Source organism: Pseudomonas sp. xss_2, assembly GCF_043104195.1.
Lineage (GTDB): Bacteria > Pseudomonadota > Gammaproteobacteria > Pseudomonadales > Pseudomonadaceae > Aquipseudomonas > Aquipseudomonas urmiensis.
In genome coordinates, this window is sequence record NZ_JBICKL010000071.1 from 34,093 (window position 1) to 58,075 (window position 23,983).

At 60.7% G+C, this 23,983-nt stretch carries 25 protein-coding genes; 1 reads left to right on the forward strand and 24 read right to left on the reverse strand.

The window, feature by feature from the left end; all coding sequences use genetic code 11:
* Position 1: 1 nt before the first annotated feature.
* From selB to ACF8K2_RS18015, 8 genes are all read right to left on the reverse strand, one after another.
* Positions 2–1,924 (reverse strand): selenocysteine-specific translation elongation factor, encoded by a 1,923-nt coding sequence (gene selB / locus ACF8K2_RS17980; RefSeq protein WP_392466540.1) that lies wholly within the window; start codon positions 1,922–1,924, stop codon positions 2–4.
* Entirely contained in the window at positions 1,921–3,348 is a 1,428-nt protein-coding gene (gene selA, locus ACF8K2_RS17985) for an L-seryl-tRNA(Sec) selenium transferase (protein WP_186557324.1), read from the reverse strand. Before selA ends, selB begins: the two co-directional genes overlap by 4 nt.
* A 196-nt stretch (positions 3,349–3,544) precedes the next feature.
* Positions 3,545–4,465: a formate dehydrogenase accessory protein FdhE gene (gene fdhE / locus ACF8K2_RS17990; protein ID WP_392466543.1), complete on the reverse strand. Its 921-nt coding sequence runs from the start codon at positions 4,463–4,465 to the stop codon at positions 3,545–3,547.
* Between the two features lie 4 nt (positions 4,466–4,469).
* On the reverse strand, positions 4,470–5,132 hold the full coding sequence (locus ACF8K2_RS17995; protein WP_186557322.1) for a formate dehydrogenase subunit gamma: 663 nt from the start codon (positions 5,130–5,132) through the stop codon (positions 4,470–4,472).
* Positions 5,129–6,079 carry a formate dehydrogenase subunit beta gene (gene fdxH / locus ACF8K2_RS18000; protein ID WP_392466546.1) on the reverse strand — a complete coding sequence of 317 codons (951 nt, stop codon included), beginning with the start codon at positions 6,077–6,079 and terminating at the stop codon, positions 5,129–5,131. Before fdxH ends, ACF8K2_RS17995 begins: the two co-directional genes overlap by 4 nt.
* The gene (fdnG, locus tag ACF8K2_RS18005) at positions 6,079–9,147 is read right to left on the reverse strand and encodes a formate dehydrogenase-N subunit alpha (RefSeq protein ID WP_392466550.1); all 3,069 of its coding nucleotides are present in this window, start codon (positions 9,145–9,147) and stop codon (positions 6,079–6,081) included. The genes fdxH and fdnG overlap by 1 nt, the downstream gene beginning before the upstream one ends.
* A 208-nt stretch (positions 9,148–9,355) precedes the next feature.
* Positions 9,356–9,910 (reverse strand): single-stranded DNA-binding protein, encoded by a 555-nt coding sequence (locus ACF8K2_RS18010; RefSeq protein ID WP_186557319.1) that lies wholly within the window; start codon positions 9,908–9,910, stop codon positions 9,356–9,358.
* A 9-nt stretch (positions 9,911–9,919) separates the two neighbouring features.
* Entirely contained in the window at positions 9,920–11,314 is a 1,395-nt protein-coding gene (locus ACF8K2_RS18015) for an MFS transporter (protein WP_264236564.1), read from the reverse strand.
* 129 nt (positions 11,315–11,443) lie between these two features.
* Here ACF8K2_RS18015 and uvrA point away from each other — a divergent pair, with 129 nt between their 5' ends.
* Positions 11,444–14,278, forward strand: a complete 2,835-nt coding sequence (uvrA, locus tag ACF8K2_RS18020) for an excinuclease ABC subunit UvrA (RefSeq protein ID WP_392466555.1) — start codon at positions 11,444–11,446, stop codon at positions 14,276–14,278.
* A gap of 60 nt (positions 14,279–14,338) precedes the next feature.
* Here uvrA and bfr read toward each other — a convergent pair whose 3' ends face one another.
* The 16 genes from bfr to rpsN all read right to left on the reverse strand — a co-directional run bounded on the left by bfr (position 14,339) and on the right by rpsN (position 23,976).
* Entirely contained in the window at positions 14,339–14,803 is a 465-nt protein-coding gene (gene bfr, locus ACF8K2_RS18025; protein WP_264236562.1) for a bacterioferritin, read from the reverse strand.
* A gap of 163 nt (positions 14,804–14,966) precedes the next feature.
* Positions 14,967–16,406 carry a catalase gene (locus tag ACF8K2_RS18030; RefSeq protein ID WP_392466558.1) on the reverse strand — a complete coding sequence of 480 codons (1,440 nt, stop codon included), beginning with the start codon at positions 16,404–16,406 and terminating at the stop codon, positions 14,967–14,969.
* Between the two features lie 172 nt (positions 16,407–16,578).
* On the reverse strand, positions 16,579–16,965 hold the full coding sequence (rplQ, locus tag ACF8K2_RS18035; RefSeq protein ID WP_003255451.1) for a 50S ribosomal protein L17: 387 nt from the start codon (positions 16,963–16,965) through the stop codon (positions 16,579–16,581).
* 42 nt (positions 16,966–17,007) lie between these two features.
* A complete protein-coding gene (locus tag ACF8K2_RS18040; protein WP_003255452.1) occupies positions 17,008–18,009 on the reverse strand; it encodes a DNA-directed RNA polymerase subunit alpha in 1,002 nt (333 codons plus the stop codon).
* A 22-nt stretch (positions 18,010–18,031) separates the two neighbouring features.
* Positions 18,032–18,652, reverse strand: a complete 621-nt coding sequence (gene rpsD / locus ACF8K2_RS18045; RefSeq protein WP_101322335.1) for a 30S ribosomal protein S4 — start codon at positions 18,650–18,652, stop codon at positions 18,032–18,034.
* A 15-nt stretch (positions 18,653–18,667) separates the two neighbouring features.
* Entirely contained in the window at positions 18,668–19,057 is a 390-nt protein-coding gene (gene rpsK / locus ACF8K2_RS18050; protein WP_003255454.1) for a 30S ribosomal protein S11, read from the reverse strand.
* An 18-nt stretch (positions 19,058–19,075) separates the two neighbouring features.
* A complete protein-coding gene (gene rpsM / locus ACF8K2_RS18055; RefSeq protein WP_012316515.1) occupies positions 19,076–19,432 on the reverse strand; it encodes a 30S ribosomal protein S13 in 357 nt (118 codons plus the stop codon).
* A gap of 131 nt (positions 19,433–19,563) precedes the next feature.
* On the reverse strand, positions 19,564–19,680 hold the full coding sequence (gene rpmJ / locus ACF8K2_RS18060; protein ID WP_011531897.1) for a 50S ribosomal protein L36: 117 nt from the start codon (positions 19,678–19,680) through the stop codon (positions 19,564–19,566).
* Between the two features lie 28 nt (positions 19,681–19,708).
* The gene (secY, locus tag ACF8K2_RS18065; RefSeq protein WP_186557314.1) at positions 19,709–21,040 is read right to left on the reverse strand and encodes a preprotein translocase subunit SecY; all 1,332 of its coding nucleotides are present in this window, start codon (positions 21,038–21,040) and stop codon (positions 19,709–19,711) included.
* Complete coding sequence (gene rplO / locus ACF8K2_RS18070; protein ID WP_010220318.1) at positions 21,041–21,475, reverse strand: 50S ribosomal protein L15; 435 nt, start codon at positions 21,473–21,475, stop codon at positions 21,041–21,043.
* 3 nt (positions 21,476–21,478) lie between these two features.
* On the reverse strand, positions 21,479–21,655 hold the full coding sequence (rpmD, locus tag ACF8K2_RS18075) for a 50S ribosomal protein L30 (protein WP_009397493.1): 177 nt from the start codon (positions 21,653–21,655) through the stop codon (positions 21,479–21,481).
* Positions 21,656–21,657: 2 nt separating this feature from the next.
* Positions 21,658–22,158 carry a 30S ribosomal protein S5 gene (rpsE, locus tag ACF8K2_RS18080; RefSeq protein ID WP_003255465.1) on the reverse strand — a complete coding sequence of 167 codons (501 nt, stop codon included), beginning with the start codon at positions 22,156–22,158 and terminating at the stop codon, positions 21,658–21,660.
* Positions 22,159–22,161: 3 nt separating this feature from the next.
* Positions 22,162–22,512 carry a 50S ribosomal protein L18 gene (gene rplR, locus ACF8K2_RS18085; protein WP_011531893.1) on the reverse strand — a complete coding sequence of 117 codons (351 nt, stop codon included), beginning with the start codon at positions 22,510–22,512 and terminating at the stop codon, positions 22,162–22,164.
* Between the two features lie 10 nt (positions 22,513–22,522).
* Positions 22,523–23,056, reverse strand: a complete 534-nt coding sequence (gene rplF / locus ACF8K2_RS18090) for a 50S ribosomal protein L6 (RefSeq protein WP_003255469.1) — start codon at positions 23,054–23,056, stop codon at positions 22,523–22,525.
* Positions 23,057–23,068: 12 nt separating this feature from the next.
* Positions 23,069–23,461 carry a 30S ribosomal protein S8 gene (gene rpsH, locus ACF8K2_RS18095; protein WP_119138195.1) on the reverse strand — a complete coding sequence of 131 codons (393 nt, stop codon included), beginning with the start codon at positions 23,459–23,461 and terminating at the stop codon, positions 23,069–23,071.
* Between the two features lie 209 nt (positions 23,462–23,670).
* Positions 23,671–23,976, reverse strand: coding sequence for a 30S ribosomal protein S14 (rpsN, locus tag ACF8K2_RS18100; protein ID WP_009397499.1), 306 nt, complete (start codon positions 23,974–23,976; stop codon positions 23,671–23,673).
* Positions 23,977–23,983 lie beyond the last annotated feature (7 nt).

The following is a 23,983-nucleotide window of genomic DNA, read 5'->3' on the forward strand; positions in this document are numbered from 1 at the left end:
CTCAGTGCCCGTTCTGCTGCTGGGCCAACCCGCTATCGAGGCGAATCTGGCGCTGATCGCCAACCCGGCGGGTCAGGCCAATCCGATCGAAATATTCCAGTATCTGCACACTGCGCTTGCGACCAATACCCAACCTGTCGCGAAACGCTGCCACCTGCACGATAGGATTCCCCGCCGAATGCTGCAACAGCAGGTCGGCCATGCGCCGCAGCGTCGCCTGAGGATAGAACAGATCGCGCACCACCTGATGTACCAGGCCCAACCTCGCCAGCTTGCGCAATAGCAAGCGCACCTCGGCCTCTTCGCGCTGCTCGGCTTGCGCGAGCGTCCTGACCCAGGGCGGATCGAACTCACCGTTGAGCATCAGCGGCTCTAGTTGCGCCCACAACGCCGCATCCGCCGCGCTCAGTTGCACTTGGTGATCCGGCAAGTGCAGCCACGGCCCACTGCTGGCGATGGCACCCTCGCTCAACAACTCTTCGAGCAGACTGACGAAGGCCGCTCGCTCCAACGGCAAGGCGACGAAACGGCGCAGGCGATCCCGGTCGGGGCCCAGTTGATCGGGCTCTTGCTCATGAAACCGCGCCAACTGCTCCCGCACGTGCTGTTTCAATGCTTGCCACTGGGCCTTGGCGAACAGCAGTGGCCCTTGCCGGGTAGCGATCACCTGCACCGCCTCAGGCAAGCACCAGCTGTCACGTCGACGATTGAACTGGCGTTCCAGCCGCTGCGGATCGAGGCCTGCGGGCGCTGCATCGAGCAGTGCCGGCAAGGCTTGCTCCACGTCCTCGGCGTCGCGCAACACCGCCAGTTGACGCAGGCGCAGCTCACTGCGCCGCTGCCGGCTCGGCGCGAAAGGATCGAGCACGCGGCCCCCGCCAAGAGTCCGCTGCGCACGCTGGTCGCGCAGTACCAGACGATCACCCTGCACCGCCTGCAACGGCGCATTGAGCTGTAACTGGGCGAACATGCGCTGCCCAGGCCGTAGCTGCTCGCCCTCCAGCAAGGCCACCCGCGCAGTGACGTCCTGGGTGCCGAGGTGCACATGCACCGGGCTGAAATGCTCGAACGGCCGCGTCTCACCCGGCAGCAGGAAAAGTTCGATATCCACCCGTACGCTCGGTGCATGCAGCCAGTCGGCCACCAGCCAGTCGCCGCGATGGATCTGCTCCAGGGCCAGACGCTCGCCGGCGATGTTCAACGCCACCCGCTGGCCAGCCTCGGCAACCAACGCGGGCTGATTCTGCGCATGCAGGCCACGCACTCGCACCGCTTTGGCCGACTTGCCGAGCAACAGGGTATCGCCCGCGCTGACCCGCCCGGCCAGCGCCGTGCCGGTCACCACGATCCCGGCCCCGGCAATGGAGAACGCCCGGTCCACCGCCAGGCGAAAACCGCCCTGGATACTGCGTTGGCTGACCCTTACCTGCGCCGCTTGCAGGGCCTGGCGCAATTCAGCAATGCCTGCGCCGCTGATGCTGGAGACGAGAAATTGCTGCGCTTGGGCATAAGGCCCCGGCGCCAGCAGCGCTGCCACCTGTGCCTGTACCTCATGCACCCGCTGTGGCTCGACTCGGTCGCACTTGGTAATTGCCACCAGCGCCAGGGGAATGCCGAGCAGTTCGATGATCGCCAGGTGCTCGCGGGTCTGTGGCATGACCCCATCGTCGGCAGCGACCACCAGCAACACCAGGTCGATGCCCTGGGCGCCGGCAAGCATGTTGTGGATAAATCGCTCATGTCCCGGCACATCGATGAAGCCGGTCAGTGGCGCACCGTCGGCCAACGCCGCATAGCGGTAGCCCAGGTCGATGGTCATGCCCCGGGCGCGCTCTTCCTGGCGCTGATCGCCCGCCTGGCCGGTCAGGGCTTGAAGCAGCGCGGTCTTGCCGTGGTCGATATGCCCGGCGGTGCCGACGATCACTGCAGCGGCCCTCCTTGCAATGCAGGCAGTTGCGCCAACCATTGCTGTTCGTCGTCCAGCTGGCGCAGGTCGAGCCACAGCGCGTCGTCGTCGATGCGTCCAAGCACCGGCACCGGCAAGCTGCGCAAGGCTCGTTCAAGAGCATGCAGGCTGCGTCCGCGGAGCTTCTTCGAGGTTTGTGGGCGCAGGCATAACGCCGCGCTGGGCAGCCGCGCCACAGGCTGGCTACCACTGCCGATCATGCCCAGGGACGCTTGCACAGTTACCATCCATTGCGCGCCTAACTGAGCTGCCAGTGCCGGTGCCAGGCGCTCGGCTTGGGCATGGATTTCAGCCTGCGGACGGGTCAGCAGGCGCAGGCTGGGCAGGCGTTCGGCCAGGCGATCAGGGTTGCGGTACAGCGCCAGCACCGCTTCCAGCGCTGCCAGGGTGATCTTGTCGACACGCAGGGCGCGCTTGAGCGGGTTCTTCTTGATCTTGGCGATCAACGCCTGGCGGCCGACGATGATGCCGGCCTGCGGGCCGCCGAGCAGCTTGTCGCCACTGAAGGTGACGATATCGGCGCCATCGGCCAGGGCCTGGCGCACGGTCGGCTCGGCGGGCAGGCCCCAGCGGGTCAGGTCGAGCACGCTGCCGCTGCCCAGGTCTTCGAGCAGCGGCAGGCCGTGTTGCTGGGCAATCTGCGCCAGCTGTGCGGTGGGCACCTGAGTGGTGAAGCCCTGGATGCTGTAGTTGCTGCAATGCACGCGCATCAACAGGCCGGTGCGTGGGTTGATCGCCGCCTCGTAGTCGCGGGCGTGGGTGCGGTTGGTGGTACCGACTTCGTGCAGGCGCACGTTGGCGCGGGCCATGATGTCGGGGATGCGGAAGGCGCCGCCAATTTCGATCAACTCGCCACGGGAAATGATCCCTTCTTTGCGCGCGCCGAGGCTGTTGAGCGCCAGCAGCACGGCGGCGGCATTGTTGTTGACCACGGTGACCGCTTCGGCGCCGGTGAGCTCGCGGATCAAGCCTTCGATCAAGTCGTCGCGGTCGCCGCGCTTGCCGCTGGCCAGGTCGAATTCGAGGTTGAGCGGGTAGCGGGCGGCGGCTTGCATGGCCTCGATGGCCTCCTCGGGTAGCAGCGCGCGGCCGAGGTTGGTGTGCAGGACCGTGCCGGTGAGGTTGAACACGCGGCGAACCCGGCTTTGTTGCTGGATGGTCAGACGCTCGCCTGCGCGGCCGAGGAGCACTTCAGCGGACAGCTCGGCGGGGCTGAGCTGGCTTAGCTGGGCGGGCTCGCGCAGGTCGTCGAGCAGTTGGCGCAAGGTGGCCAGGGTGGCGTCGCGGCCGTGGCGGTCGAGCAGCGGGTGACAGGCTGGATGGCGCAACAGCGTATCAACGGAGGGTAAGCGCAGGGTGTTTGCGGCGAAGCTGGCAGGCATGCGGGGACCTTGCTTGAGCGGTGTCTGTTCTGGCCCCAACCGCGGGGCAAGCCCGCTCCTACAGGCCCTGTGCTGTATTGAAAAATCAGCAGAAGCCCTGGGGCACCCTGATGTATTCAAAGTCAGCACAGATCCCTGTGGGAGCGGGCTTGCCCGCGAATGGGGCGACCCGATCCTGCAGTGTAGACACTCCCCCTCAACCCGGCGCCAGCAGCAGGTTCGGCGCCAGCCGCTGGAAGCCTTCCTGATCCAGACGCATGTCCAGCGCCAGGCTGGCCAGATCATCGGCCAAGGGCTCAGCAACAGCGTCATTTTCCAAGTAGCACTGTTTCAAATAGACATTACAGCCCGGACAGCACTCCGCCCGCAGCGGCGCCTTGCCGGGGGCATGGCGGTCATCTTCCAGGCTGCTGTAGCGCAGATCCTTGCTTGAGTCGCAGTACACACACTTGACCCGCACCACATGCCATTCGCAGGCACACAGCGAGCAGGCCAGATAGCGCAGGCCGTTATGCCGGCCGCGGTTGCGCACAACTCCCGCCATCGCGAGCGAGCCACAGGCCGGGCATTGGCCGAGGCTGTCTGCGGGCTTGAGTTCGTGGCTAGGCAGGTTCAGCAACCAATACGTCCATGCCGCCTGCAGCGCCGCGCCTATGAACGGCACCAGCGCTGCCGGCACCAGGTCGTACTGACCACCCAACAAGGCAATGCCCCAGCTTTTGAGCTTGGGCTGATCGCTCAAGCGTAGCGCCTTCAACGCATCTGCCAGCGGGCCACTGCCCTGCTCGTCGAAGCGCTCAAGCAAGGCCTGCAGCCACACTAGCCAAGGCCCTTCGCGCACCAGGCTGTCCGCCGCCAGCGGCGGCAGGCCATGACTTATGCACAGGCGCTGGCGCTCCTCGGCCAGCGGCAGGCCGCTTGGCGGAGCCAGCAGCAGCTGTTGCTGAATCCGACACAGCCGAGCGATCAAGCGCAGGTAAGCGCCCAATGCATGCCCTTCAGCCAACTGCTCCAGGCGCGCCGCGCGCAGGCTGAAGACATCGGCAGAGGGCAGATGGATGAACGGTGGGGTGGTCGCTGCCGCCTCGATCTGCCCAGGTTCAAGTATCGTGCTCAAGCGCTCACCCTTCTTTTCTGCCGGGCACTGGTGGCGGCTTGTCGCCGGTCACCTCCCGGTACCACAGTTCATGATGCTTGCGTGCCCAGGCGCGGCTGACCCAGCCATGCAGCATGGCGCCGACCGAGCCCTTGATCCAGATGCCGGCGTAGATGTGCACGATGATGCTGAGTATCAGCACAAAACCGGCAAAGGCATGGGCCAGGCTCGCCAGGCGAATCGCACCAATGTCGAAGAAATGGCTGAAGTACGCACGCCAGATCACCACGCCACTGAGCAGCAATACCAGCATGCACAGCAACAAGGTCCAGAACAGCAGCTTCTGCCCGGCGTTGTACTTGCCAATCGGTGGCACCCCTTCTTCTTTGTTGAGCATCACCCGGTCGATACGCCGCAGCCACAGGCGGTCATTGGCGGTGATGAAGTTAGCGCGCCAGAAGCGCACCACCAGGCCGAGGAAGAACACGAACATCGCCACGCCCAGGAACGGGTGCAGGATGCGTGTCCACGGCCCGCCACCGAACAGATGACTGAGCCAGAACAGCGCCGGATGAAACAGCGCCAGCCCCGACAGCCCAGCCATGAAGAACAGGATCGCGACGATCCAGTGGTTGGTCCGTTCGTTGGCGTTGTAGCGCAGGATTGGTTTGTGCTCACGCTGGTTCATGGCCGCTGCTCCCCTGGTCCGCCGGGCTTGGTCGGGTCATACACGTGTACCGCCGGGTCTACCTGGTGGACGCTGTTATCCACAGGCGCAGGATGTTCATCCTCCTCGACCCGCTGCGGGCCGACCCGCACGTAGTGGAAGAAACCCGCCAGCACTGCCGCGCCCATGGCCAGCAGCGCCAGCGGCTTGCTGATGCCCTTCCACAGCCCGACCAGCGGGCTGATCACTGGCTGGTCCGGCAAGCCGGCATACAACCGTGGCGTGTCGGCGTGGTGCAGCACGTACATCACATGGGTGCCACCGACGCCATCGGGGTCGTACAACCCAGCATTGTCGAAGCCACGTGACTTGAGGTCGACGATGCGCTCGGCGGCATGCACCTTCATCTCATCCTTGCTGCCAAACACGATCGCTCCGGTCGGACAGGTTTTCACGCAGGCCGGCTCGAGGCCCACGCTGACGCGGTCCGAGCACAAGGTGCACTTATAGGCCTTGTGGTCTTTCTGCGAAATGCGCGGGATATTGAACGGGCAGCCGGTGATGCAATAGCCGCAGCCGATGCAGTGGTCCTGGTTGAAGTCGACGATGCCATTGGCGTGCTTGATGATTGCCCCCGGGCTGGGGCAGGCCTTCAGGCAGCCGGGATCGGCGCAGTGCATGCAGCCATCCTTGCGGATCAGCCACTCCAGGTTGCCGTCGTCACGCTCGTGCTCGGTGAAGCGCATCAGGGTCCAGGTTTCTGCGCTCAGGTCTTGTGGATTGTCGTAGGTGCCGTGATTGTGGCCGACCTCGTCACGCAATTCGTTCCACTCCGAACACGCCACCTGGCAAGCCTTGCAGCCGATGCACTTGGTGGTGTCGATCAGCTTGGCGACTTCTTCCAGCTGGCGAATCGAAGACGGCGCGGTGGTGGTGGCCGAGCGGGCGATGATGTCTTGGCTGGCCATCAGACTTTCTCCACGTTGACGAGGAACGACTTGGACTCCGGCGTCTGGGTGTTGCCATCACCGAGGAACGGCACCAGGGTATTGGTCAGGTAGCCGTGGCGGGTGGTGCCGGTGAAGCCCCAGTGCAACGGGATGCCGATCTGGTGCACGGTCTGGTTGTTGACCTTGAGCGGACGAATCCGCTTGGTCACCACCGCCACCGCCTCGATATGCCCACGCTTGCTCGACACCCGCACCCGATCGCCAGCCTTGATGCCCTTCTCATTGGCCAGCACCTCGCCGATCTCGACGAATTGCTCGGGCTGGGCAATGGCATTGAGCCGGCAGTGCTTGCTCCAGAAGTGGAAGTGCTCGGTCAGCCGGTAGGTGGTCGCCGCATACGGGAACTCTTGATGCGTACCCAGGGTGTCCCACACCGAATCGAAGATGCGCCCGGCCGGGTTGCTGGTGGCCTTCTTGTTTTGCGGGTGCAGCGGATTGATGCCAATTGGCGTCTCGAACGGTTCGTAGTGCTCGGGGAATGGCCCCTCGGCCATCTTGTCGATGGCAAAGAAACGCGCCACCCCTTCGGGGTTCATGATGAACGGGTTCATCCCGGCCTCTGGAGGCGAGGCCACCGCGAAGTCCGGCACATCGGTGCCAGTCCAAGCACTACCGTTCCACCACACCAGGCGTTTTTTCTCTGGATCCCACGGTTTGCCTTGCGGGTCGCTGGAGGCGCGGTTGTAGAGAATCCGCCGGTTGGCCGGCCAGGCCCAGGCCCAGCCTTGCGCCTGGTGCATGCCGAACGGATCACTGTTGTCGCGCCGAGCCATCTGGTTGCCCTGCTCGGTCCAGCTACCGCTGAAGATCCAGCAACCAGAAGCGGTGCTGCCATCATCCTTGAGCAGGCCAAACCCGGCCAACTGCTGGCCTGCCTTGACCAGGGTACCGGTCGCGTCGGTCTGATCGGTGATCGCCCAGCCGTTCATCTCTTTGGCCAGCTCCTCAGGCGAAGGCTCGTCGGCGATCTTGTACGGCCAACTGATGTTTAGCAGCGGATCAGGATAGGCGCCGCCCTCGCTCTGGTAACGCTGACGCAGACGCAGGAACAGCTCGCTCATGATCTGCACGTCCGTGCGCGTCTCGCCAGGGCCATCGGCGCCCTTCCAGTGCCACTGCAGCCAGCGACTACTGTTGACCAGCGAGCCATCTTCCTCGGCAAAGCAGGTGGTCGGCAGGCGGATCACTTCGGTGTGGATGTTGGCCGTGTCGACATCGTTGAACGGCCCGGCGTTGCGCCAGAACTCCGAGGTCTCGGTGGCCAACGGGTCCATGATCACCAGCCACTTGAGCTTGGCCAAGGCGGCTGTAACGCGGTTCTTGTCCGGCAGCGCGGCGATCGGGTTGAAGCCCTGGCACAGGTAGCCGTTGACCTTACCCTGGCTCATCATCTCGAACATGCGCAGCACGTCGTAGGAGCCCACGTCGAGCTTGGGCAGCCAGTCGTAGCCCCAGTTGTTTTCCAGCGTGGCGTTGGCGCCATACCAGGCTTTCATCAGGCTGACGTGGAACTTGCCGTAGTTCTGCCAGTACGACAACTGCCCCGGACGCAGCGGTTTCATCGCTCGTTTGTCGATGAAGGCGGCGTAGTCCTGCTCGGCATCGCCGGCCAGCGTCAGGTAGCCCGGCAGCGAGTTGGACAACAGCCCCAGGTCGGTCAGGCCCTGGATATTGGAGTGGCCGCGCAAGGCATTGACCCCACCACCGGGCATGCCGACGTTGCCCAGCAGCAACTGCACCATGGCCGCACTGCGGATGATCTGCGCGCCGATCGAATGCTGAGTCCAGCCGAGCGCGTAGAGGATGGTCATGGTCTTGCCCGGCACCGAGCAGGTGGCGATCTCTTCCCAGATCTTCATCATCGCCTCCTGCGGCATGCCGCAGGTCATGCTGGCCAGCTCCGGGGTATAGCGGCTGTAGTGCTGCTTCATCAGCTGGTACACGCAACGTGGGTGCTGCAGGGTCGGATCGACCACGGCAAAGCCATCCGCGCCGAGCTCGTAGCCCCAACCGGACTTGTCGGCGTATACCCGTTTTTCGGCGTCGTAACCGCTGAACAGGCCATCCTCGAAACCATAGTTGGCTTTGACGATGAACGACACATCGGTGTAGTTGCGCACGTACTCGTGCTGGATCTTGTCGTTACTCAGCAGGTAGTTGATCAGCCCGCCCATGAAGGCGATATCGCTACCGGTGCGGATCGGCGCGTAGTAATCGGCTACCGAGGCGGTACGGGTAAACCGTGGGTCGACCACGATCAGCCGCGCCTGGTTGTGCGCCTTGGCTTCGGTCACCCATTTGAAGCCACAAGGGTGGGCTTCTGCTGCGTTTCCGCCCATTACCAGGATCAGATTCGCGTTGGCGATATCCGACCAATGGTTGGTCATGGCGCCACGGCCGTACGTCGGGGCAAGACTTGCCACCGTCGGGCCATGTCAGACACGCGCTTGGTTATCGAACCCCAGCATGCCCAGTGAGCGAACGACCTTGTGGGTCAGGTAGCCGGCTTCGCTGGAGGCAGCGGAAGCGGCGAGAAAACCCGTGGTGAGCCAGCGGTTGACGGTCTGGCCCTGGGCGTTCTTCTCGATGAAATTGGCGTCGCGGTCAGCCTTCATCAGCCCCGCCACCCGATCGAGCGCTTCGTCCCAGCTGACCCGCGTCCATTCATTACTGCCCGGCTTGCGCACCTCGGGATACTTCAGGCGGTTTGGGCTGTGGATAAAGTCCAGCAACCCAGCGCCTTTCGGGCACAGGGTGCCGCGGTTGACCGGATGATCGGCGTCGCCCTCGATGTGGATGATGTTCTGTTTGACGTTCTTGCCTGCGTCACCCTGGCTGTATAGGATCAGGCCGCAGCCGACCGAGCAGTAGGGGCAGGTATTGCGCGTCTCTTTGGTGTGCGCCAGCTTGAAGTGACGCACCTGCTCGGCGAACGCCGGTGTTGGGGCCATGCCCAACGCCGCGAGGCTCGAGCCTCCAAGGCCGACGGCGGCGACCTTGAAGAACTGCCGACGGTTGAGATCCATCGTGCACTCCTGATCAGGGTTCGGGCGCCTGTTGTGGAGTCGGCGCCTCTAGACTTCACGGTGATGGCTTGTTGAAGGCCGTCAATGGATAAGCCTAGTCAAGAATCGGCAAGCTGCGATGACCGTCTACCGCTGCGTGGCGGTGCAGAAACAAGAAAGCCCCGCAATGCGGGGCTTTCTTGTGAGACTAGAACAATGCTACGGCTCGTCAGAACGGAATATCGTCATCAAAGCTGTCGAAGTCAGCCGCCGGCTGCGGAGCGGGCTGCTGGGGCGCTGGGCGCTGCGGGGCCTGCTGTGGGCGAGGAGCCTGCTGACGCGGCGCCTGCTGGTTGTACTGTTGCTGCTGGCCACCTTGGTTGTAGTTGTTACCACCACCTTGGTTGTACTGGTCACCACCGCCCTGCTGCTGGTTCTGCGGGCGGCCGCCGAGCAGCTGCATGGTGCCCTGCATGTCGACGATGATTTCAGTGGTGTAGCGCTTGATGCCGTCTTTTTCCCACTCGCGGGTCTGCAGCTTGCCCTCGATGTAGACCTGGGAACCCTTGCGCAGGTATTCGCCGGCGATCTCGGCGACCTTGCCGAACATCGACACACGGTGCCATTCGGTACGCTCGACCTTCTGACCGGACTGCTTGTCGGTCCACTGCTCGCTGGTAGCCAGGCTCAGGTTGGTCACGGCGTTACCGTTGGGCAGGTAGCGGACTTCGGGATCCTGGCCGCAGGTGCCGACCAGAATGACTTTGTTAACCCCACGGGCCATAACGTTCTCCTAGGCTTCGCACGCCGAAGAGGCTGGGTTCACCAGGCGCTCGAGGGTCGTACGGTCCAAAATTTTCGTATCCAGTTTGATGTAGATGGCGGCTTCTTCTGCCACCACCACGGCGTCGGTCACACCCGGCACTGCCATCAGGCGCTCGGTCAGTCCGGCTTCCCGGACTGCCTCAGGCGTCAGCGGCATACGCAGGCTGGTCACATAAGGCGGCTCGTTCATGCTCAACGCAACGACCAGCCATACGGCACACAGCACTGCACAGCCCAAGAACACCATGCCCAGGCCACCGTGCTGGAACAACCAGCCACCGATGATTCCTCCCAAGGCGGCACCGAGGAACTGGCTGGTGGAGTAAACCCCCATTGCCGTTCCCTTGCCGCCGGCGGGCGACACCTTGCTGACCAGCGAAGGCAACGATGCCTCCAGCAGGTTGAAGGCAGTAAAGAATATCACGGTGCCGATCACCAGTCCGCGCAAACTGTCAGCCCACTGCCAGAAGAACACCTCGATCACCAGCAGGACACTGACCGCGCCAAGCAACACGCGTTTCATCTTGCGCTTTTTTTCGCCGTAGATGATGAACGGCACCATTGCAAAAAATGAAACCAGCAAGGCGGTCAGGTACACCCACCAGTGTTCTTCCTTGGGCAAGCCGCCGCGCTCGACGAACGCCAGCGGCAAGGCGACGAAACTGGCCATGAGGATCGCGTGCAGCACGAAGATACCCACGTCCAGGCGCAGAAGGTCCGGATGGCGCAGGGTCGGGCCGAGGGCCTGACGCGCCACGCCCGATTCGCGGTGCTGCAAAGCGCTGTGTGCGCTAGGCACGACGAAGGCCACCAGGGCGATGCCGATGACGGCAAGTCCTGCAGTGGCGAGGAACAATCCTGACAGGCCAAATGCCCGAGTCAGCAACGGCCCGACCACCATGGCCACCGCGAACGACAAGCCGATGCTCATGCCGATCATGGCCATGGCCTTGGTCCGGTGCTGTTCACGGGTCAGATCGGACAGCAGCGCCATGACCGCCGCCGAAATCGCTCCGGCGCCTTGTAGAACCCGCCCGGCGATCACGCCCCAGATCGAGTCGGCCTGCGCGGCCAGCACGCTGCCCAGGGCGAAGATCACCAGCCCCAGGTAGATCACCGGAAGACGCCCGATGCGGTCGGAAATCACCCCGAACGGAATTTGCAGCAGCGCCTGGGTCAGGCCATAGGCACCAATGGCCAGGCCGATCAGCGCAGGCGTGGCACCGGCCAGGTCCATGCCATAGGTGGCAAGCACCGGCAGGACCATGAACATGCCCAGCATACGAAAGGCAAACACCAGGGCCAGGCCGCTGGCGGCGCGGGTCTCGCTACCACTCATGCGCTCGTTGTGGGTGTCGTGCATGGATTAACCTCGTGTGAACCGGCGGCGATTCTATCAGTCCGACGCCTTGACGGCATATACGCGACGCTTTGCCGCGTAATGGCAGCGCGCCGTATACTTCCTTGTTTATGCCCGCCGAGCGAGGCCGTAGTGGACAAGATCCTGATTCGTGGGGCACGTACCCACAACCTGAAGAACATCGACCTGACCCTCCCTCGGGACAAGCTGATCGTGATCACCGGCCTGTCCGGTTCCGGCAAGTCGTCCCTGGCGTTCGACACACTCTACGCCGAGGGCCAGCGCCGCTACGTGGAATCGCTGTCGGCTTACGCCCGGCAATTCCTGTCGATGATGGAAAAGCCTGACGTCGACACCATCGAGGGCCTCTCCCCGGCCATCTCCATCGAGCAGAAATCGACCTCGCACAACCCGCGTTCGACGGTGGGCACCATCACCGAAATCTACGACTACCTGCGCTTGCTGTACGCCCGCGTGGGTACGCCGCGCTGCCCGGATCACGATATTCCGCTGGAGGCGCAAACGGTCAGCCAGATGGTCGACCTGGTGCTCGATCAACCAGAGGGCAGCAAGCTGATGCTGCTGGCGCCGGTGATTCGCGAGCGCAAGGGTGAGCACTTGGCGGTGTTCGACGAGCTGCGTGCGCAGGGTTTCGTCCGTGCCCGGGTCAACGGCAAGCTGTATGAGCTCGATGAGCTGCCCAAGCTCGACAAGCAAAAAAAGCACAGCATCGATGTAGTGGTAGACCGCTTCAAGGTGCGCAGCGACCTGCAGCAGCGCCTGGCCGAATCGTTCGAGACGGCACTGAAGCTGGCCGACGGTATCGCCCTTGTGGCGCCGATGGACGACGAGCCGGGTGAAGAGATGATCTTCTCCGCACGCTTCGCCTGCCCGATCTGTGGTCATGCCATCAGCGAGCTGGAACCCAAGCTGTTCTCCTTCAACAACCCGGCCGGCGCCTGCCCGACGTGCGATGGCCTGGGGGTCAAGCAGTACTTCGACACCAAGCGCCTGGTCAACACCGAGTTGACCCTGGCCGAGGGCGCCATCCGCGGCTGGGACCGGCGTAACGTGTACTACTTCCAGATGCTCGGTTCACTGGCCGCGCAGTACGGCTTCAGCCTGGAAGTACCGTTTGCCGAGCTGTCCGCCGACGACCAGAAAGTCATCCTGCACGGCAGCGGCAAGCAGAACGTCGACTTCAAGTACCTCAACGACCGTGGCGATATCGTCAAGCGTTCGCACCCGTTCGAAGGCATCGTGCCGAACCTTGAGCGGCGCTACCGCGAGACCGAGTCGGCGACTGTGCGCGAGGAGCTGGCGAAGTTTCTCGGCACCCAGCCTTGCCCTGACTGCCGCGGCACTCGTCTGCGCCGTGAAGCGCGGCACGTGTGGGTGGGCGAGAAAACCCTGCCGGCGGTTACCAACCTGCCGATCGGGGACGCCAGTGAGTATTTCAGCGACCTGACCCTGACCGGTCGACGCGGGGAGATCGCGGCGAAGATCCTCAAGGAAATCTGCGAGCGCCTGCAGTTCCTGGTCAACGTCGGCCTGGATTACCTGACCCTGGACCGCAGCGCCGAAACCCTGTCTGGCGGTGAAGCCCAACGCATCCGCCTGGCCAGCCAGATCGGCGCCGGCCTGGTGGGGGTGATGTACATCCTCGACGAGCCATCGATCGGCCTGCACCAGCGCGACAACGACCGTCTGCTGGGTACCCTCAATCACCTGCGAGATCTGGGCAACACCGTGATTGTGGTCGAGCATGACGAGGACGCCATTCGCCTGGCCGACTATGTGGTCGACATCGGCCCGGGTGCCGGCGTGCATGGCGGGCAGATCGTTGCCGAGGGTACGCCTCAGGAGGTCATGGACCACCCTGACTCGCTGACCGGCAAGTACCTGTCCGGCCGCAAGAAGATTGCCGTCCCAGCTAAGCGCACACCGCGCAACAAGAAGCTCTCGCTCAAGCTCAAGGGCGCGCGTGGCAACAACCTGCAAAACGTCGACTTGGAGATTCCCATTGGCCTGCTGACCTGCGTGACCGGTGTTTCCGGCTCGGGCAAGTCGACGCTGATCAACAACACGCTGTTCCCGCTCGCAGCTAGCGCGCTCAACGGTGCTACCAGCCATGAAGCGGCGCCGCACAGCAGCATGGACGGCCTGCAGCACCTGGACAAGGTGGTCGATATCGACCAGAGCCCGATTGGCCGCACCCCACGCTCGAACCCCGCAACCTACACCGGTATCTTCACCCCGGTGCGCGAGCTGTTCGCAGGCGTACCGGAGTCGCGTGCGCGGGGCTATGGCCCAGGGCGTTTCTCCTTCAACGTCAAGGGTGGCCGCTGCGAGGCGTGCCAGGGCGATGGCCTGATCAAGGTCGAGATGCACTTTTTGCCGGACATCTATGTGCCGTGCGATGTGTGCAAGAGCAAGCGCTACAACCGCGAGACCCTTGAGATCAAGTACAAGGGCAAGAACATCCACGAGGTGCTGGAAATGACCATCGAGGATGCCCGCGAGTTCTTCGACGCGGTGCCGGCACTGGCGCGCAAGCTGCAAACGCTGGTCGATGTGGGGCTTTCCTACATCAAGCTGGGGCAGTCGGCAACGACCCTGTCGGGTGGCGAGGCACAGCGGGTCAAGCTGTCACGCGAGCTGTCCAAGCGCGATACCGGCAAGACCTTGTACATCCTCGATGAGCCGACCACCGGCCTGCACTTTGCCGATATCCAGCAGTTGCTGGACGTACTGCACCGCCTGCGTGACCACGGCAACACCGTGGTGGTGATCGAGCACAACCTGGACGTGATCAAGACGGCTGACTGGCTGGTGGACTTGGGGCCTGAGGGTGGCTCCAAGGGGGGGCAGATCATAGCCTCGGGGACGCCGGAAGAACTGTCGAAGATGAAGCAGTCGTATACCGGGCATTACCTCAAGCCGCTGTTGGAGCGGGATCGGGCCTAAAGACGGGCAATAAAAAACCCTGTCACGCGAGTGACAGGGTTTTTTATTATCTGAAGAAACTTACATCTGCGATTGCAGGTAGTTCTGCAGACCGATGGACTTGATCAGCCCCTGCTGTTTCTCCAGCCAGTAGGTGTGATCTTCTTCGGTATCGGCCAGCTGCGCGCGCAGGATATCGCGGCTGATGTAGTCCTTGTGCAGCTCGCACAGCTCGATGCCTTTGCACAGGGCGGCACGTACCTTGTACTCCAGGCGCAGGTCGGCGGCGATCATCTCCGGCACGGTAGCGCCTACATCGAGATCGTCTGGACGCATGCGTGGCGTGCCTTCAAGCATGAGGATCCGACGCATCAGGGCATCAGCGTGCTGCGCCTCTTCTTCCATCTCATGATTGATACGCTCATAGAGCTTGCTCAAGCCCCAATCTTCGTACATCCGCGAGTGAATGAAATATTGGTCACGCGCCGCCAGTTCGCCCGTCAGCAACGTGTTGAGGTAATCGATTACGTCCGGGTGACCTTGCATCGCCCTGCTTCTCCCTGTGAAAACATCAATAGGACATAGTGTGAACCAGGAAGGTCGAGAGGTCACTGAAAAACGCGCAATAACATGTAAAAAAACCGGCAAACAGTAGTGATATTCATTGAAAAACCGCCCAAATGAGGGCGGTTCTACTTATCATTACGACTCAGGCGAGATTCACGCCCAATGCCTTGGCGATGCCTTCTGCATATGCTGGATCGGCCTTGAAGAAATGCTGCAGCTGACGCTGCACGACATCTTCACTGACCCCCGCCATGGTCCCGGCGATATTGCTGATCAACAGTGCCTTCTGCTCAGCGTTCATCAAACGGAACAGCGCGCCTGCATGGCTGTAGTAATCGCCGTCCTCGCGATGATCGTAACGATCGGCCGCGCCGTTGAGTGACAGGGCTGGCTCAGCGTGCTGAGGCGATTGCTTAGGTGCGTCGCCGTAGCTGTTGGGCTCGTAGTTCGGCGCACTGCCGTAAGCGCCGTAGGCCATGGCGCCGTCACGCTGATAGGTGTTGACCGGGCTACGCGGGGCGTTCACCGGCAAGTGCTGGTGGTTAGTGCCGACACGGTAGCGGTGAGCGTCGGCATATGCGAACACTCGGCCTTGCAGCATGCGATCCGGCGACAGCCCTACACCTGGAACCATGTTGCTTGGCCCAAAGGTCGCCTGCTCGACCTCGGCGAAGTAGTTGAGCGGATTGCGGTTGAGCTCCAGCACGCCAACTTCGATCAATGGATAGTCCTTCTGCGACCAGGTCTTGGTCACGTCGAAGGGGTTCTCCTGACGGTTGGCCGCTTCTTGCTCGCTCATCACCTGGATGCACACCGTCCAGCGTGGATAGTCACCGCGCTCGATCGCCTCGAACAGATCGCGCTGGGCGTAATCTGGATCAGTGCCTGCCAGACGTGCGGCATCAGCCGGCGAGAGATTCTTGATGCCCTGTTGGGTCTTGTAGTGCCATTTGACCCAGGTGCGCTCGCCCTTGGCGTTGATCAGGCTGTAAGTGTGGCTACCGAAGCCATGCATGTGGCGGTAACCGTCAGGTATGCCACGGTCGGAGAAGAGGATGGTGACCTGGTGCAGCGCCTCCGGTGAGTGCGACCAGAAATCCCACATCATCTGTGCGTTCTTCAGGTTGCTCTGCGGATGGCGTTTCTGCGTGTGGATAAAATCGGGGAACTTGAGTGGATCGCGAATGAAGAACACCGGGGTGTTATTGCCGACGATGTCCCAGTTGCCTTCCTCGGTGTAGAACTTCAGGGCAAACCCACGCGGATCGCGCTCGGTATCCGCTGAGCCGCGCTCGCCACCCACGGTGGAGAAACGCAGGAATGTCTCAGTCTGCTTACCGACTGTGTCGAACAACTTGGCACTGGTGTATTGAGTGATATCGCGGGTGACCGTGAAGGTACCGTAAGCGCCCGAGCCCTTGGCGTGCACGCGGCGCTCAGGGATGTTCTCGCGGTTGAAGTGGGCGAGCTTCTCGATCAGGTGGAAGTCGTCGAGCAACAGCGGGCCACGCGGGCCTGCCGAACGAGAATTCTGGTTATCAGCTACAGGTGCACCGCTGGCGGTGGTGAGAATCTTGCTCATGGGCTCTCCTTATCGATCTTCAATGGCCGGCTAATCGGCTTGCTGAGCAGTATCGGGGAGATATGTTGCAAGAACTAATTCATTGATCCAGTTAGAACGATAGAAATTAACAATATAGACAGACACAAAAAACCGGGCACTAGGCCCGGTTCTTTGTAGCAGACAGAACGTCTTACTCGGCAGCTTCTACAGCACCACCGACTGGACGATCAACCAGCTCGACGTACGCCATAGGCGCGTTGTCGCCAGCGCGGAAACCGCACTTCAGGATACGCAGGTAGCCGCCTTGACGGGTGGCATAGCGCTTGCCCAGATCGTTGAACAGCTTGCCAACAGCGGATTTCGAACGGGTACGATCGAAAGCCAGACGACGGTTGGCGACGCTATCTTCCTTGGCCAGGGTGATCAGCGGCTCGGCAACGCGGCGCAGTTCCTTGGCTTTCGGCAGGGTGGTTTTGATCAGCTCGTGCTCGATCAACGACACTGCCATGTTCTGGAACATAGCCTTGCGGTGAGAGCTGGTACGGCTCAGGTGACGTCCACTTTTACGATGACGCATGATTCATTCCTTACCAAACACTACGTTCGGTGATTACGACGATCAGGCAGTCGCCTTGTCGTCCTTCTTAAGACTTGCAGGCGGCCAGTTGTCGAGGCGCATGCCGAGGGACAGACCACGGGAAGCCAGGACGTCCTTGATTTCAGTCAGGGACTTCTTGCCGAGGTTAGGAGTTTTCAACAGCTCTACTTCGGTACGCTGAATCAGGTCGCCGATGTAGTAGATGTTCTCCGCCTTCAGGCAGTTGGCCGAACGTACAGTCAGTTCCAGGTCGTCAACCGGACGCAGCAGGATCGGATCGATCTCGTCTTCCTGCTCGACCACAACCGGCTCACTGTCACCTTTGAGGTCGACGAACGCGGCCAGCTGCTGTTGCAGGATGGTCGCGGCACGACGGATAGCCTCTTCAGGATCCAGAGTACCGTTGGTTTCCAGATCAATGACCAGCTTGTCCAGGTTGGTACGCTGCTCAACACGGGCGTTTTCGACCACATAGGCGATACGACGCACCGGGCTGAACGAGGCGTCCAGCTGAAGACGGCCAATGCTGCGGCTTTCATCTTCGTCAGTCTGACGAGAGTCGGCCGGCTCGTAACCGCGACCACGAGCTACAGTGAGCTTCATGTTCAAGGCGCCGTTGGACGCCAAGTTCGCGATTACGTGATCGGGGTTGACGATCTCGACATCGTGATCCAGCTGAATATCGGCAGCGGTAACCACCCCCGAACCCTTTTTCGACAAGGTCAGCGTAACTTCGTCACGACCGTGCAGCTTGATAGCCAGGCCTTTCAGGTTCAACAGGATTTCAATTACGTCTTCCTGTACACCTTCGATCGCGGAGTACTCATGGAGTACGCCGTCGATCTCGGCCTCGACTACTGCACAGCCAGGCATGGAGGACAACAGGATGCGGCGCAGCGCGTTGCCCAGGGTATGGCCGAAACCACGCTCGAGAGGCTCGAGCGTAATCTTGGCGCGGGTCGGACTGACGACCTGCACATCAATGTGGCGGGGCGTCAGGAACTCATTTACCGAAATCTGCATGGATGCACCTATTTTCTAGCCCTTACTTGGAGTAGAGCTCGACAATCAGGTTTTCGTTGATGTCGGCGGACAGATCGCTGCGAGCAGGAACGTTCTTGAAAACGCCCGACTTTTTAGCAGCATCCACGTCTACCCACTCAACGCGGCCACGCTGAGAGCACAGTTCAAGGGCTTGAACAATGCGCAGCTGGTTCAGCGACTTCTCACGAACCGAGACCACGTCACCCGGACGAACTTGGTAGGATGGAATGTTTACAGTCTTACCGTTGACGCTGATCGCTTTGTGCGAAACCAGCTGACGGGACTCGGAACGAGTCGAGCCGAAGCCCATACGGTAAACGACGTTATCCAGACGGCACTCGAGCAGTTGCAGCAGGTTCTCACCAGTTGCGCCTTTTTTCGAGGCAGCAGCTTGGTAGTAACCGCGGAACTGACGCTCCAGAACACCGTAGATACGACGGACTTTTTGTTTCTCGCGCAGCTGGGTACCGTAGTCGGACTGACGGCCACGGCGCTGGCCGTGGATACCTGGGGCTGCTTCGATGTTGCACTTCGATTCCAGAGCGCGAACGCCGCTCTTCAGGAACAGGTCAGTGCCTTCACGGCGAGACAGTTTGCATTTTGGACCAATGTAACGTGCCATTTATCTGTCTCCTGATTACACGCGACGCTTCTTCGGCGGACGGCACCCGTTATGCGGGATTGGCGTCACGTCGGTGATGCTGGCGATCTTGTAGCCGCAGCTGTTCAAAGCACGAACGGCGGACTCACGACCTGGACCTGGACCCTTGACGTTAACGTCGAGGTTCTTCAGACCGTATTCCAGCGCAGCTTGACCAGCACGCTCAGCAGCGATCTGAGCTGCGAACGGGGTGGATTTGCGCGAACCACGGAAACCCGAACCACCGGAGGTCGCCCAGGACAAAGCATTGCCCTGACGGTCGGTGATGGTCACGATGGTGTTGTTGAAAGACGCATGGATGTGGGCGATGCCATCAACCACTGTCTTTTTGACTTTCTTACGAGGACGAGCAGCAGGTTTTGCCATGTCTATATTCCTGGGCGATTACTTGCGGATCGGCTTACGCGGGCCCTTACGGGTGCGTGCGTTGGTCTTGGTGCGCTGACCGCGAACCGGCAGACCTTTACGATGGCGCAGACCGCGGTAGCAGCCCAGGTCCATCAAGCGTTTGATCTTCATGTTGACGTCACGACGCAGGTCACCTTCAGTGGTGAACTTCGCAACTTCGCCACGCAGGGTTTCGATTTGCTCGTCGCTCAGATCCTTGATCTTAGCGGCTGGGTTTACACCAGCGTCTGCACAGATCTTCTGTGCAGTTGTGCGACCGACACCATAGATGTAGGTCAGCGAGATAACAGTATGCTTGTTATCTGGAATGTTGACGCCTGCAATACGGGCCATTCAGTGGGACTCCAATTGACAGCTACCTACGCCCCGGAAGCCAAGAAATAGGGCGCGAGATAATATCGCTGTAGAAACAATTAATCAACCCAGCAGCGCACTAGCTGCTGGGCTTGTAGCGCGGATCACACTCAGCCTTGGCGCTGTTTGTGACGCGGTTCCGCGCTGCAAATTACTCGCACGATGCCTTCGCGGCGAATAATCTTGCAGTTACGGCACAGCTTTTTCACCGATGCACGAACTTTCATCACCAACTCCTCGAACCTTAGGGGCCTATCAGCGCAGCAGACTGCTGCCGCCATAGCCTTTCAGGTTGGCTTTCTTCATCAGGGATTCGTACTGGTGCGAAACGAGGTGCGATTGTACTTGGGACATGAAGTCCATCACAACCACTACCACAATCAGCAACGAGGTCCCGCCAAGGTAGAACGGCACATTTGCTGCCACCACCAGGAACTGGGGCAGAAGGCAGACGGCCATCATGTAAAGAGCACCGAACATGGTCAGACGGGTCAGAACGCCATCAATGTAGCGCGCCGACTGCTCACCAGGACGGATACCCGGAATAAAGGCACCGGACTTCTTCAGGTTTTCCGCTACGTCTTTCGGGTTGAACATCAGCGCTGTGTAGAAGAAGCAGAAGAAAATAATCCCTGCACTAAACAGCAGAATGTTCAACGGCTGACCAGGAGCGATCGACTGCGAGATGTCCTGCAGCCAGCCCATACCTTCGGACTGACCGAACCAGGCACCCAGCGAAGCCGGGAACAGCAGAATGCTGCTGGCGAAAATGGCTGGGATTACGCCCGCCATGTTCACCTTGAGCGGCAAGTGGCTGGTCTGCGCAGCGAAGACCTTGCGGCCCTGCTGACGCTTGGCGTAGTGAACGGCGATACGACGCTGACCACGCTCAATGAACACCACAAAACCGATAATCGCTACTGCCAGCAACCCGATTGCGACCAAGGCGAAAATGTTGATATCGCCTGTGCGTGCAGACTCGAAAGACTGCCCGATTGCTCTCGGAAGACCGGCAACGATACCTGCGAAGATCAACATCGAGATACCGTTGCCCACACCGCGCTCGGTGATCTGCTCGCCGAGCCACATCATGAACATCGCGCCCGCCACGAAGGTGGAGACCGCAACGACATGGAAGCCCAGACCCGCAGAAAACGCCACGCCCTGGTTGGCCAGGCCAATGGACATGCCAATGGCTTGAACCAGCGCCAGGATAACGGTGCCGTAGCGGGTGTACTGGCTGATCTTGCGACGGCCAGCTTCACCTTCCTTCTTCAACTGCTCCAGCTGTGGGCTGACAGCGGTCATGAGCTGCATGATGATCGATGCCGAAATGTACGGCATGATCCCCAGTGCAAAGATGCTCATGCGCTCCAGCGCACCACCGGAAAACATGTTGAACAAGCTAAGAATGGTCCCCTCATTCTGTCGAAACAGATCCGCCAAACGGTCCGGGTTAATACCGGGCACCGGGATGTGCGCACCTATCCGATAGACGATGATCGCCATGAACAGAAAGCGCAGACGAGCCCAGAGTTCCGACATCCCGCCCTTACCGAGCGAAGAGAGAGCACCTTGCTTAGCCATTTATTCCTCGAACTTGCCGCCAGCTGCTTCGATAGCCGCACGCGCACCTTTGGTGGCTGCGATACCCTTGATGGTGACTGCGCGAGTGACTTCGCCAGACAGCATGATTTTCACACGCTGTACGTTCTGGTTGATCACGTTGGCATCCTTCAAGGATTGCACGGTGACAACGTCGCCTTCCACTTTAGCCAGCTCGGACAGACGCACTTCGGCGCGGTCCATGGCCTTCAGGGAAACGAAGCCGAACTTCGGCAGACGACGGTGCAGCGGTTGTTGACCGCCTTCGAAGCCCGGAGCGATGGTGCCACCGGAACGGGAGGTCTGACCTTTGTGACCACGGCCACCAGTCTTACCCAAACCGCTACCGATACCACGACCCGGACGATGCTTCTCGCGACGGGAACCCGGCGCTGGACTCAGATCATTGAGTTTCATCGATTAACCCTCGACGCGCAGCATGTAGTAAGCCTTGTTGATCATCCCGCGATTCTCGGGAGTATCTTGGACTTCTACAGTGTGACCGATGCGGCGCAGACCCAGACCCTTAACGCACAGTTTGTGGTTAGGGAGACGGCCGGCGGTGCTTTTGATCAGCGTTACTTTAACGGTAGCCATGATCAGAAGATCTCCTCGACGCTCTTGCCGCGCTTGGCAGCAATGGATTCAGGAGATTGCATGGCTTTCAGACCCTTGAAGGTGGCGTAAACCACGTTCACTGGGTTGGTCGAACCGTAGCACTTGGCCAGAACGTTCTGAACACCAGCAACTTCCAGGACAGCACGCATTGCGCCGCCAGCGATGATACCGGTACCTTCCGAGGCAGGCTGCATGTAAACCTTCGAGGCGCCGTGGGCGGCCTTGGTGGCGTACTGCAGGGTGGTGCCCTTCAGGTCAACCTGAATCATGTTGCGACGAGCAGCTTCCATGGCTTTTTGAATCGCAGCAGGTACTTCGCGCGATTTGCCACGGCCGAAACCAACGCGACCCTTGCCATCACCAACCACGGTCAACGCGGTGAAGGTGAAGATACGGCCGCCTTTAACGGTTTTGGCTACGCGGTTAACTTGAACCAGCTTCTCGATGTAGCCTTCGTCGCGCTTTTGATCGTTATTTGCCATAACTTAGAACTCCAGCCCGCCTTCACGAGCAGCATCAGCCAGCGCTTTGACGCGGCCATGGTACTTGAAGCCGGAACGGTCAAAGGCAACTTGAGATACACCGGCGGCTTTCGCACGCTCAGCTACCAGCTTGCCAACCTTAGTGGCCGCGTCGATGTTGCCGGTGGCGCCATCACGCAGTTCTTTGTCCAAGGTCGAGGCGCTTGCCAAAACCTTGCTGCCGTCGGCCGAGATGACCTGGGCATAAATGTGCTGCGAGGAGCGGAACACGCACAGACGCACGGCTTCGAGCTCGTGCATTTTCAGGCGTGCTTTGCGAGCGCGACGCAGTCGAGTAACTTTTTTGTCGGTCATTTGCTAGGCCCTACTTCTTCTTGGCTTCTTTACGACGGACTACTTCGTCCGCGTAACGCACACCTTTACCTTTGTAAGGCTCTGGCGGACGGAAGTCGCGGATTTCAGCGGCCACCTGACCTACCAGCTGCTTGTCGATACCCTTGATCAGGATGTCGGTCTGGCTAGGCGTTTCAGCGGTGATACCGGCTGGCAGTTCGTAGTCCACTGGGTGAGAGAAGCCCAGGGCCAGGTTCAGGACGGTGCCTTTAGCCTGTGCCTTGTAACCAACACCGACCAGCTGGAGCTTGCGCTCGAAGCCTTGGCTTACGCCTTGGACCATGTTGTTCACCAGAGCGCGGGTAGTACCGGCCATGGCGCGAGCTTGCTGGTCACCGTTGCGAGCGACAAAACGCAGCTCACCAGACTCTTCGGTAACTTCAACAGACGAGTGAACGTTCAGTTCGAGAGTGCCCTTGGCACCCTTCACCGAAAGCTGCTGACCGGCGAATTTGACTTCGACGCCAGATGGCAGCTTAACGGGGTTCTTAGCGACGCGAGACATGCTTATCCCCCCTTAGAACACTGTGCACAGAACTTCGCCACCAACACCGGCAGCACGTGCAGCACGATCAGTCATCACACCTTTGTTGGTGGAGACGATAGACACGCCCAGACCGCCACGAACTTTCGGCAGATCTGTAACGGCCTTGTACTGACGCAGGCCAGGACGGCTAGCGCGCTTCAGCTCTTCGATGACCGGACGGCCTTCGAAGTACTTCAGCTCGATCGACAGGGAGGGTTTGACTTCGCTGCTTACCTGATAGCCAGCGATGTAACCTTCGTCCTTCAGAACTTTGGCAACCGCTACCTTCAGAGTCGAAGAAGGCATGCTTACGACGGACTTTTCAGCCATCTGGGCATTACGGATGCGAGTTAGCATGTCCGCTAACGGGTCCTGCATACTCATGGGCTAGATGCTCCTGATACAAGAATTATTAGCCTTGCGGCTATCACAACCACCTGAGCGGACAGGTCAAAAAACCCAGGCTCAGGTGAGCCGGTCATTCTAGACACAAGCCAGAAACGAAACAAGCCCCATATAGGGGCTTGTTTCGTTGCGATGTCACCGGCGGTCGGAAGATTGCTCCCCTCGCGCCGGGATCACACCAACCGTGATTACCAGCTGGCCTTGACCAGACCTGGAACATCACCGCGCATTGCAGCCTGGCGCAGCATGTTACGGCCCAGACCGAACTTACGGTATACACCGTGAGGACGGCCGGTCAGGCGGCAACGGTTGCGCAGACGAGCGGCGCTGGCGTCGCGCGGCTGCTTCTGCAGTGCAACGACGGCGGCGAAACGCTCTTCAGGCGAAGCGTTCAGGTTGACGATGGTCGCTTTCAGCTCGGCACGCTTTTTGGCGTACTTGGCTACCGTGAGCTGACGCTTCAGCTCGCGGTTTTTCATGCTCTTCTTGGCCATTTTCCTA

Bases quoted from the DNA above. Each gene is read 5' to 3' on its own strand.
- rplQ (WP_003255451.1), bottom strand. From the start codon at position 16,965: ATGCGTCATCGTAAAAGTGGACGTCACCTGAGCCGTACCAGCTCTCAC.
- ACF8K2_RS18030 (WP_392466558.1), bottom strand. From the start codon at position 16,406: ATGAGCAAGATTCTCACCACCGCCAGCGGTGCACCTGTAGCTGATAAC.
- ACF8K2_RS17995 (WP_186557322.1), bottom strand. From the start codon at position 5,132: ATGAACCAGCGTGAGCACAAACCAATCCTGCGCTACAACGCCAACGAA.
- ACF8K2_RS18040 (WP_003255452.1), bottom strand. From the start codon at position 18,009: ATGCAGATTTCGGTAAATGAGTTCCTGACGCCCCGCCACATTGATGTG.
- ACF8K2_RS18015 (WP_264236564.1), bottom strand. From the start codon at position 11,314: ATGCACGACACCCACAACGAGCGCATGAGTGGTAGCGAGACCCGCGCC.
- fdxH (WP_392466546.1), bottom strand. From the start codon at position 6,079: ATGGCCAGCCAAGACATCATCGCCCGCTCGGCCACCACCACCGCGCCG.
- rplF (WP_003255469.1), bottom strand. From the start codon at position 23,056: ATGTCTCGCGTCGCTAAGAACCCCGTTAAGCTGCCATCTGGCGTCGAA.
- bfr (WP_264236562.1), bottom strand. From the start codon at position 14,803: ATGCAAGGTCACCCGGACGTAATCGATTACCTCAACACGTTGCTGACG.
- secY (WP_186557314.1), bottom strand. From the start codon at position 21,040: ATGGCTAAGCAAGGTGCTCTCTCTTCGCTCGGTAAGGGCGGGATGTCG.
- rpmD (WP_009397493.1), bottom strand. From the start codon at position 21,655: ATGGCTACCGTTAAAGTAACGCTGATCAAAAGCACCGCCGGCCGTCTC.
- rpsK (WP_003255454.1), bottom strand. From the start codon at position 19,057: ATGGCAAAACCTGCTGCTCGTCCTCGTAAGAAAGTCAAAAAGACAGTG.
- rpmJ (WP_011531897.1), bottom strand. From the start codon at position 19,680: ATGAAAGTTCGTGCATCGGTGAAAAAGCTGTGCCGTAACTGCAAGATT.
- rpsE (WP_003255465.1), bottom strand. From the start codon at position 22,158: ATGGCAAATAACGATCAAAAGCGCGACGAAGGCTACATCGAGAAGCTG.
- rplR (WP_011531893.1), bottom strand. From the start codon at position 22,512: ATGACCGACAAAAAAGTTACTCGACTGCGTCGCGCTCGCAAAGCACGC.
- rpsH (WP_119138195.1), bottom strand. From the start codon at position 23,461: ATGAGTATGCAGGACCCGTTAGCGGACATGCTAACTCGCATCCGTAAT.
- rplO (WP_010220318.1), bottom strand. From the start codon at position 21,475: ATGAAACTCAATGATCTGAGTCCAGCGCCGGGTTCCCGTCGCGAGAAG.
- rpsD (WP_101322335.1), bottom strand. From the start codon at position 18,652: ATGGCACGTTACATTGGTCCAAAATGCAAACTGTCTCGCCGTGAAGGC.
- rpsN (WP_009397499.1), bottom strand. From the start codon at position 23,976: ATGGCCAAGAAGAGCATGAAAAACCGCGAGCTGAAGCGTCAGCTCACG.
- ACF8K2_RS18010 (WP_186557319.1), bottom strand. From the start codon at position 9,910: ATGGCCCGTGGGGTTAACAAAGTCATTCTGGTCGGCACCTGCGGCCAG.
- selA (WP_186557324.1), bottom strand. From the start codon at position 3,348: ATGCCTGCCAGCTTCGCCGCAAACACCCTGCGCTTACCCTCCGTTGAT.
- rpsM (WP_012316515.1), bottom strand. From the start codon at position 19,432: ATGGCCCGTATTGCAGGCGTCAACATTCCAGATAACAAGCATACTGTT.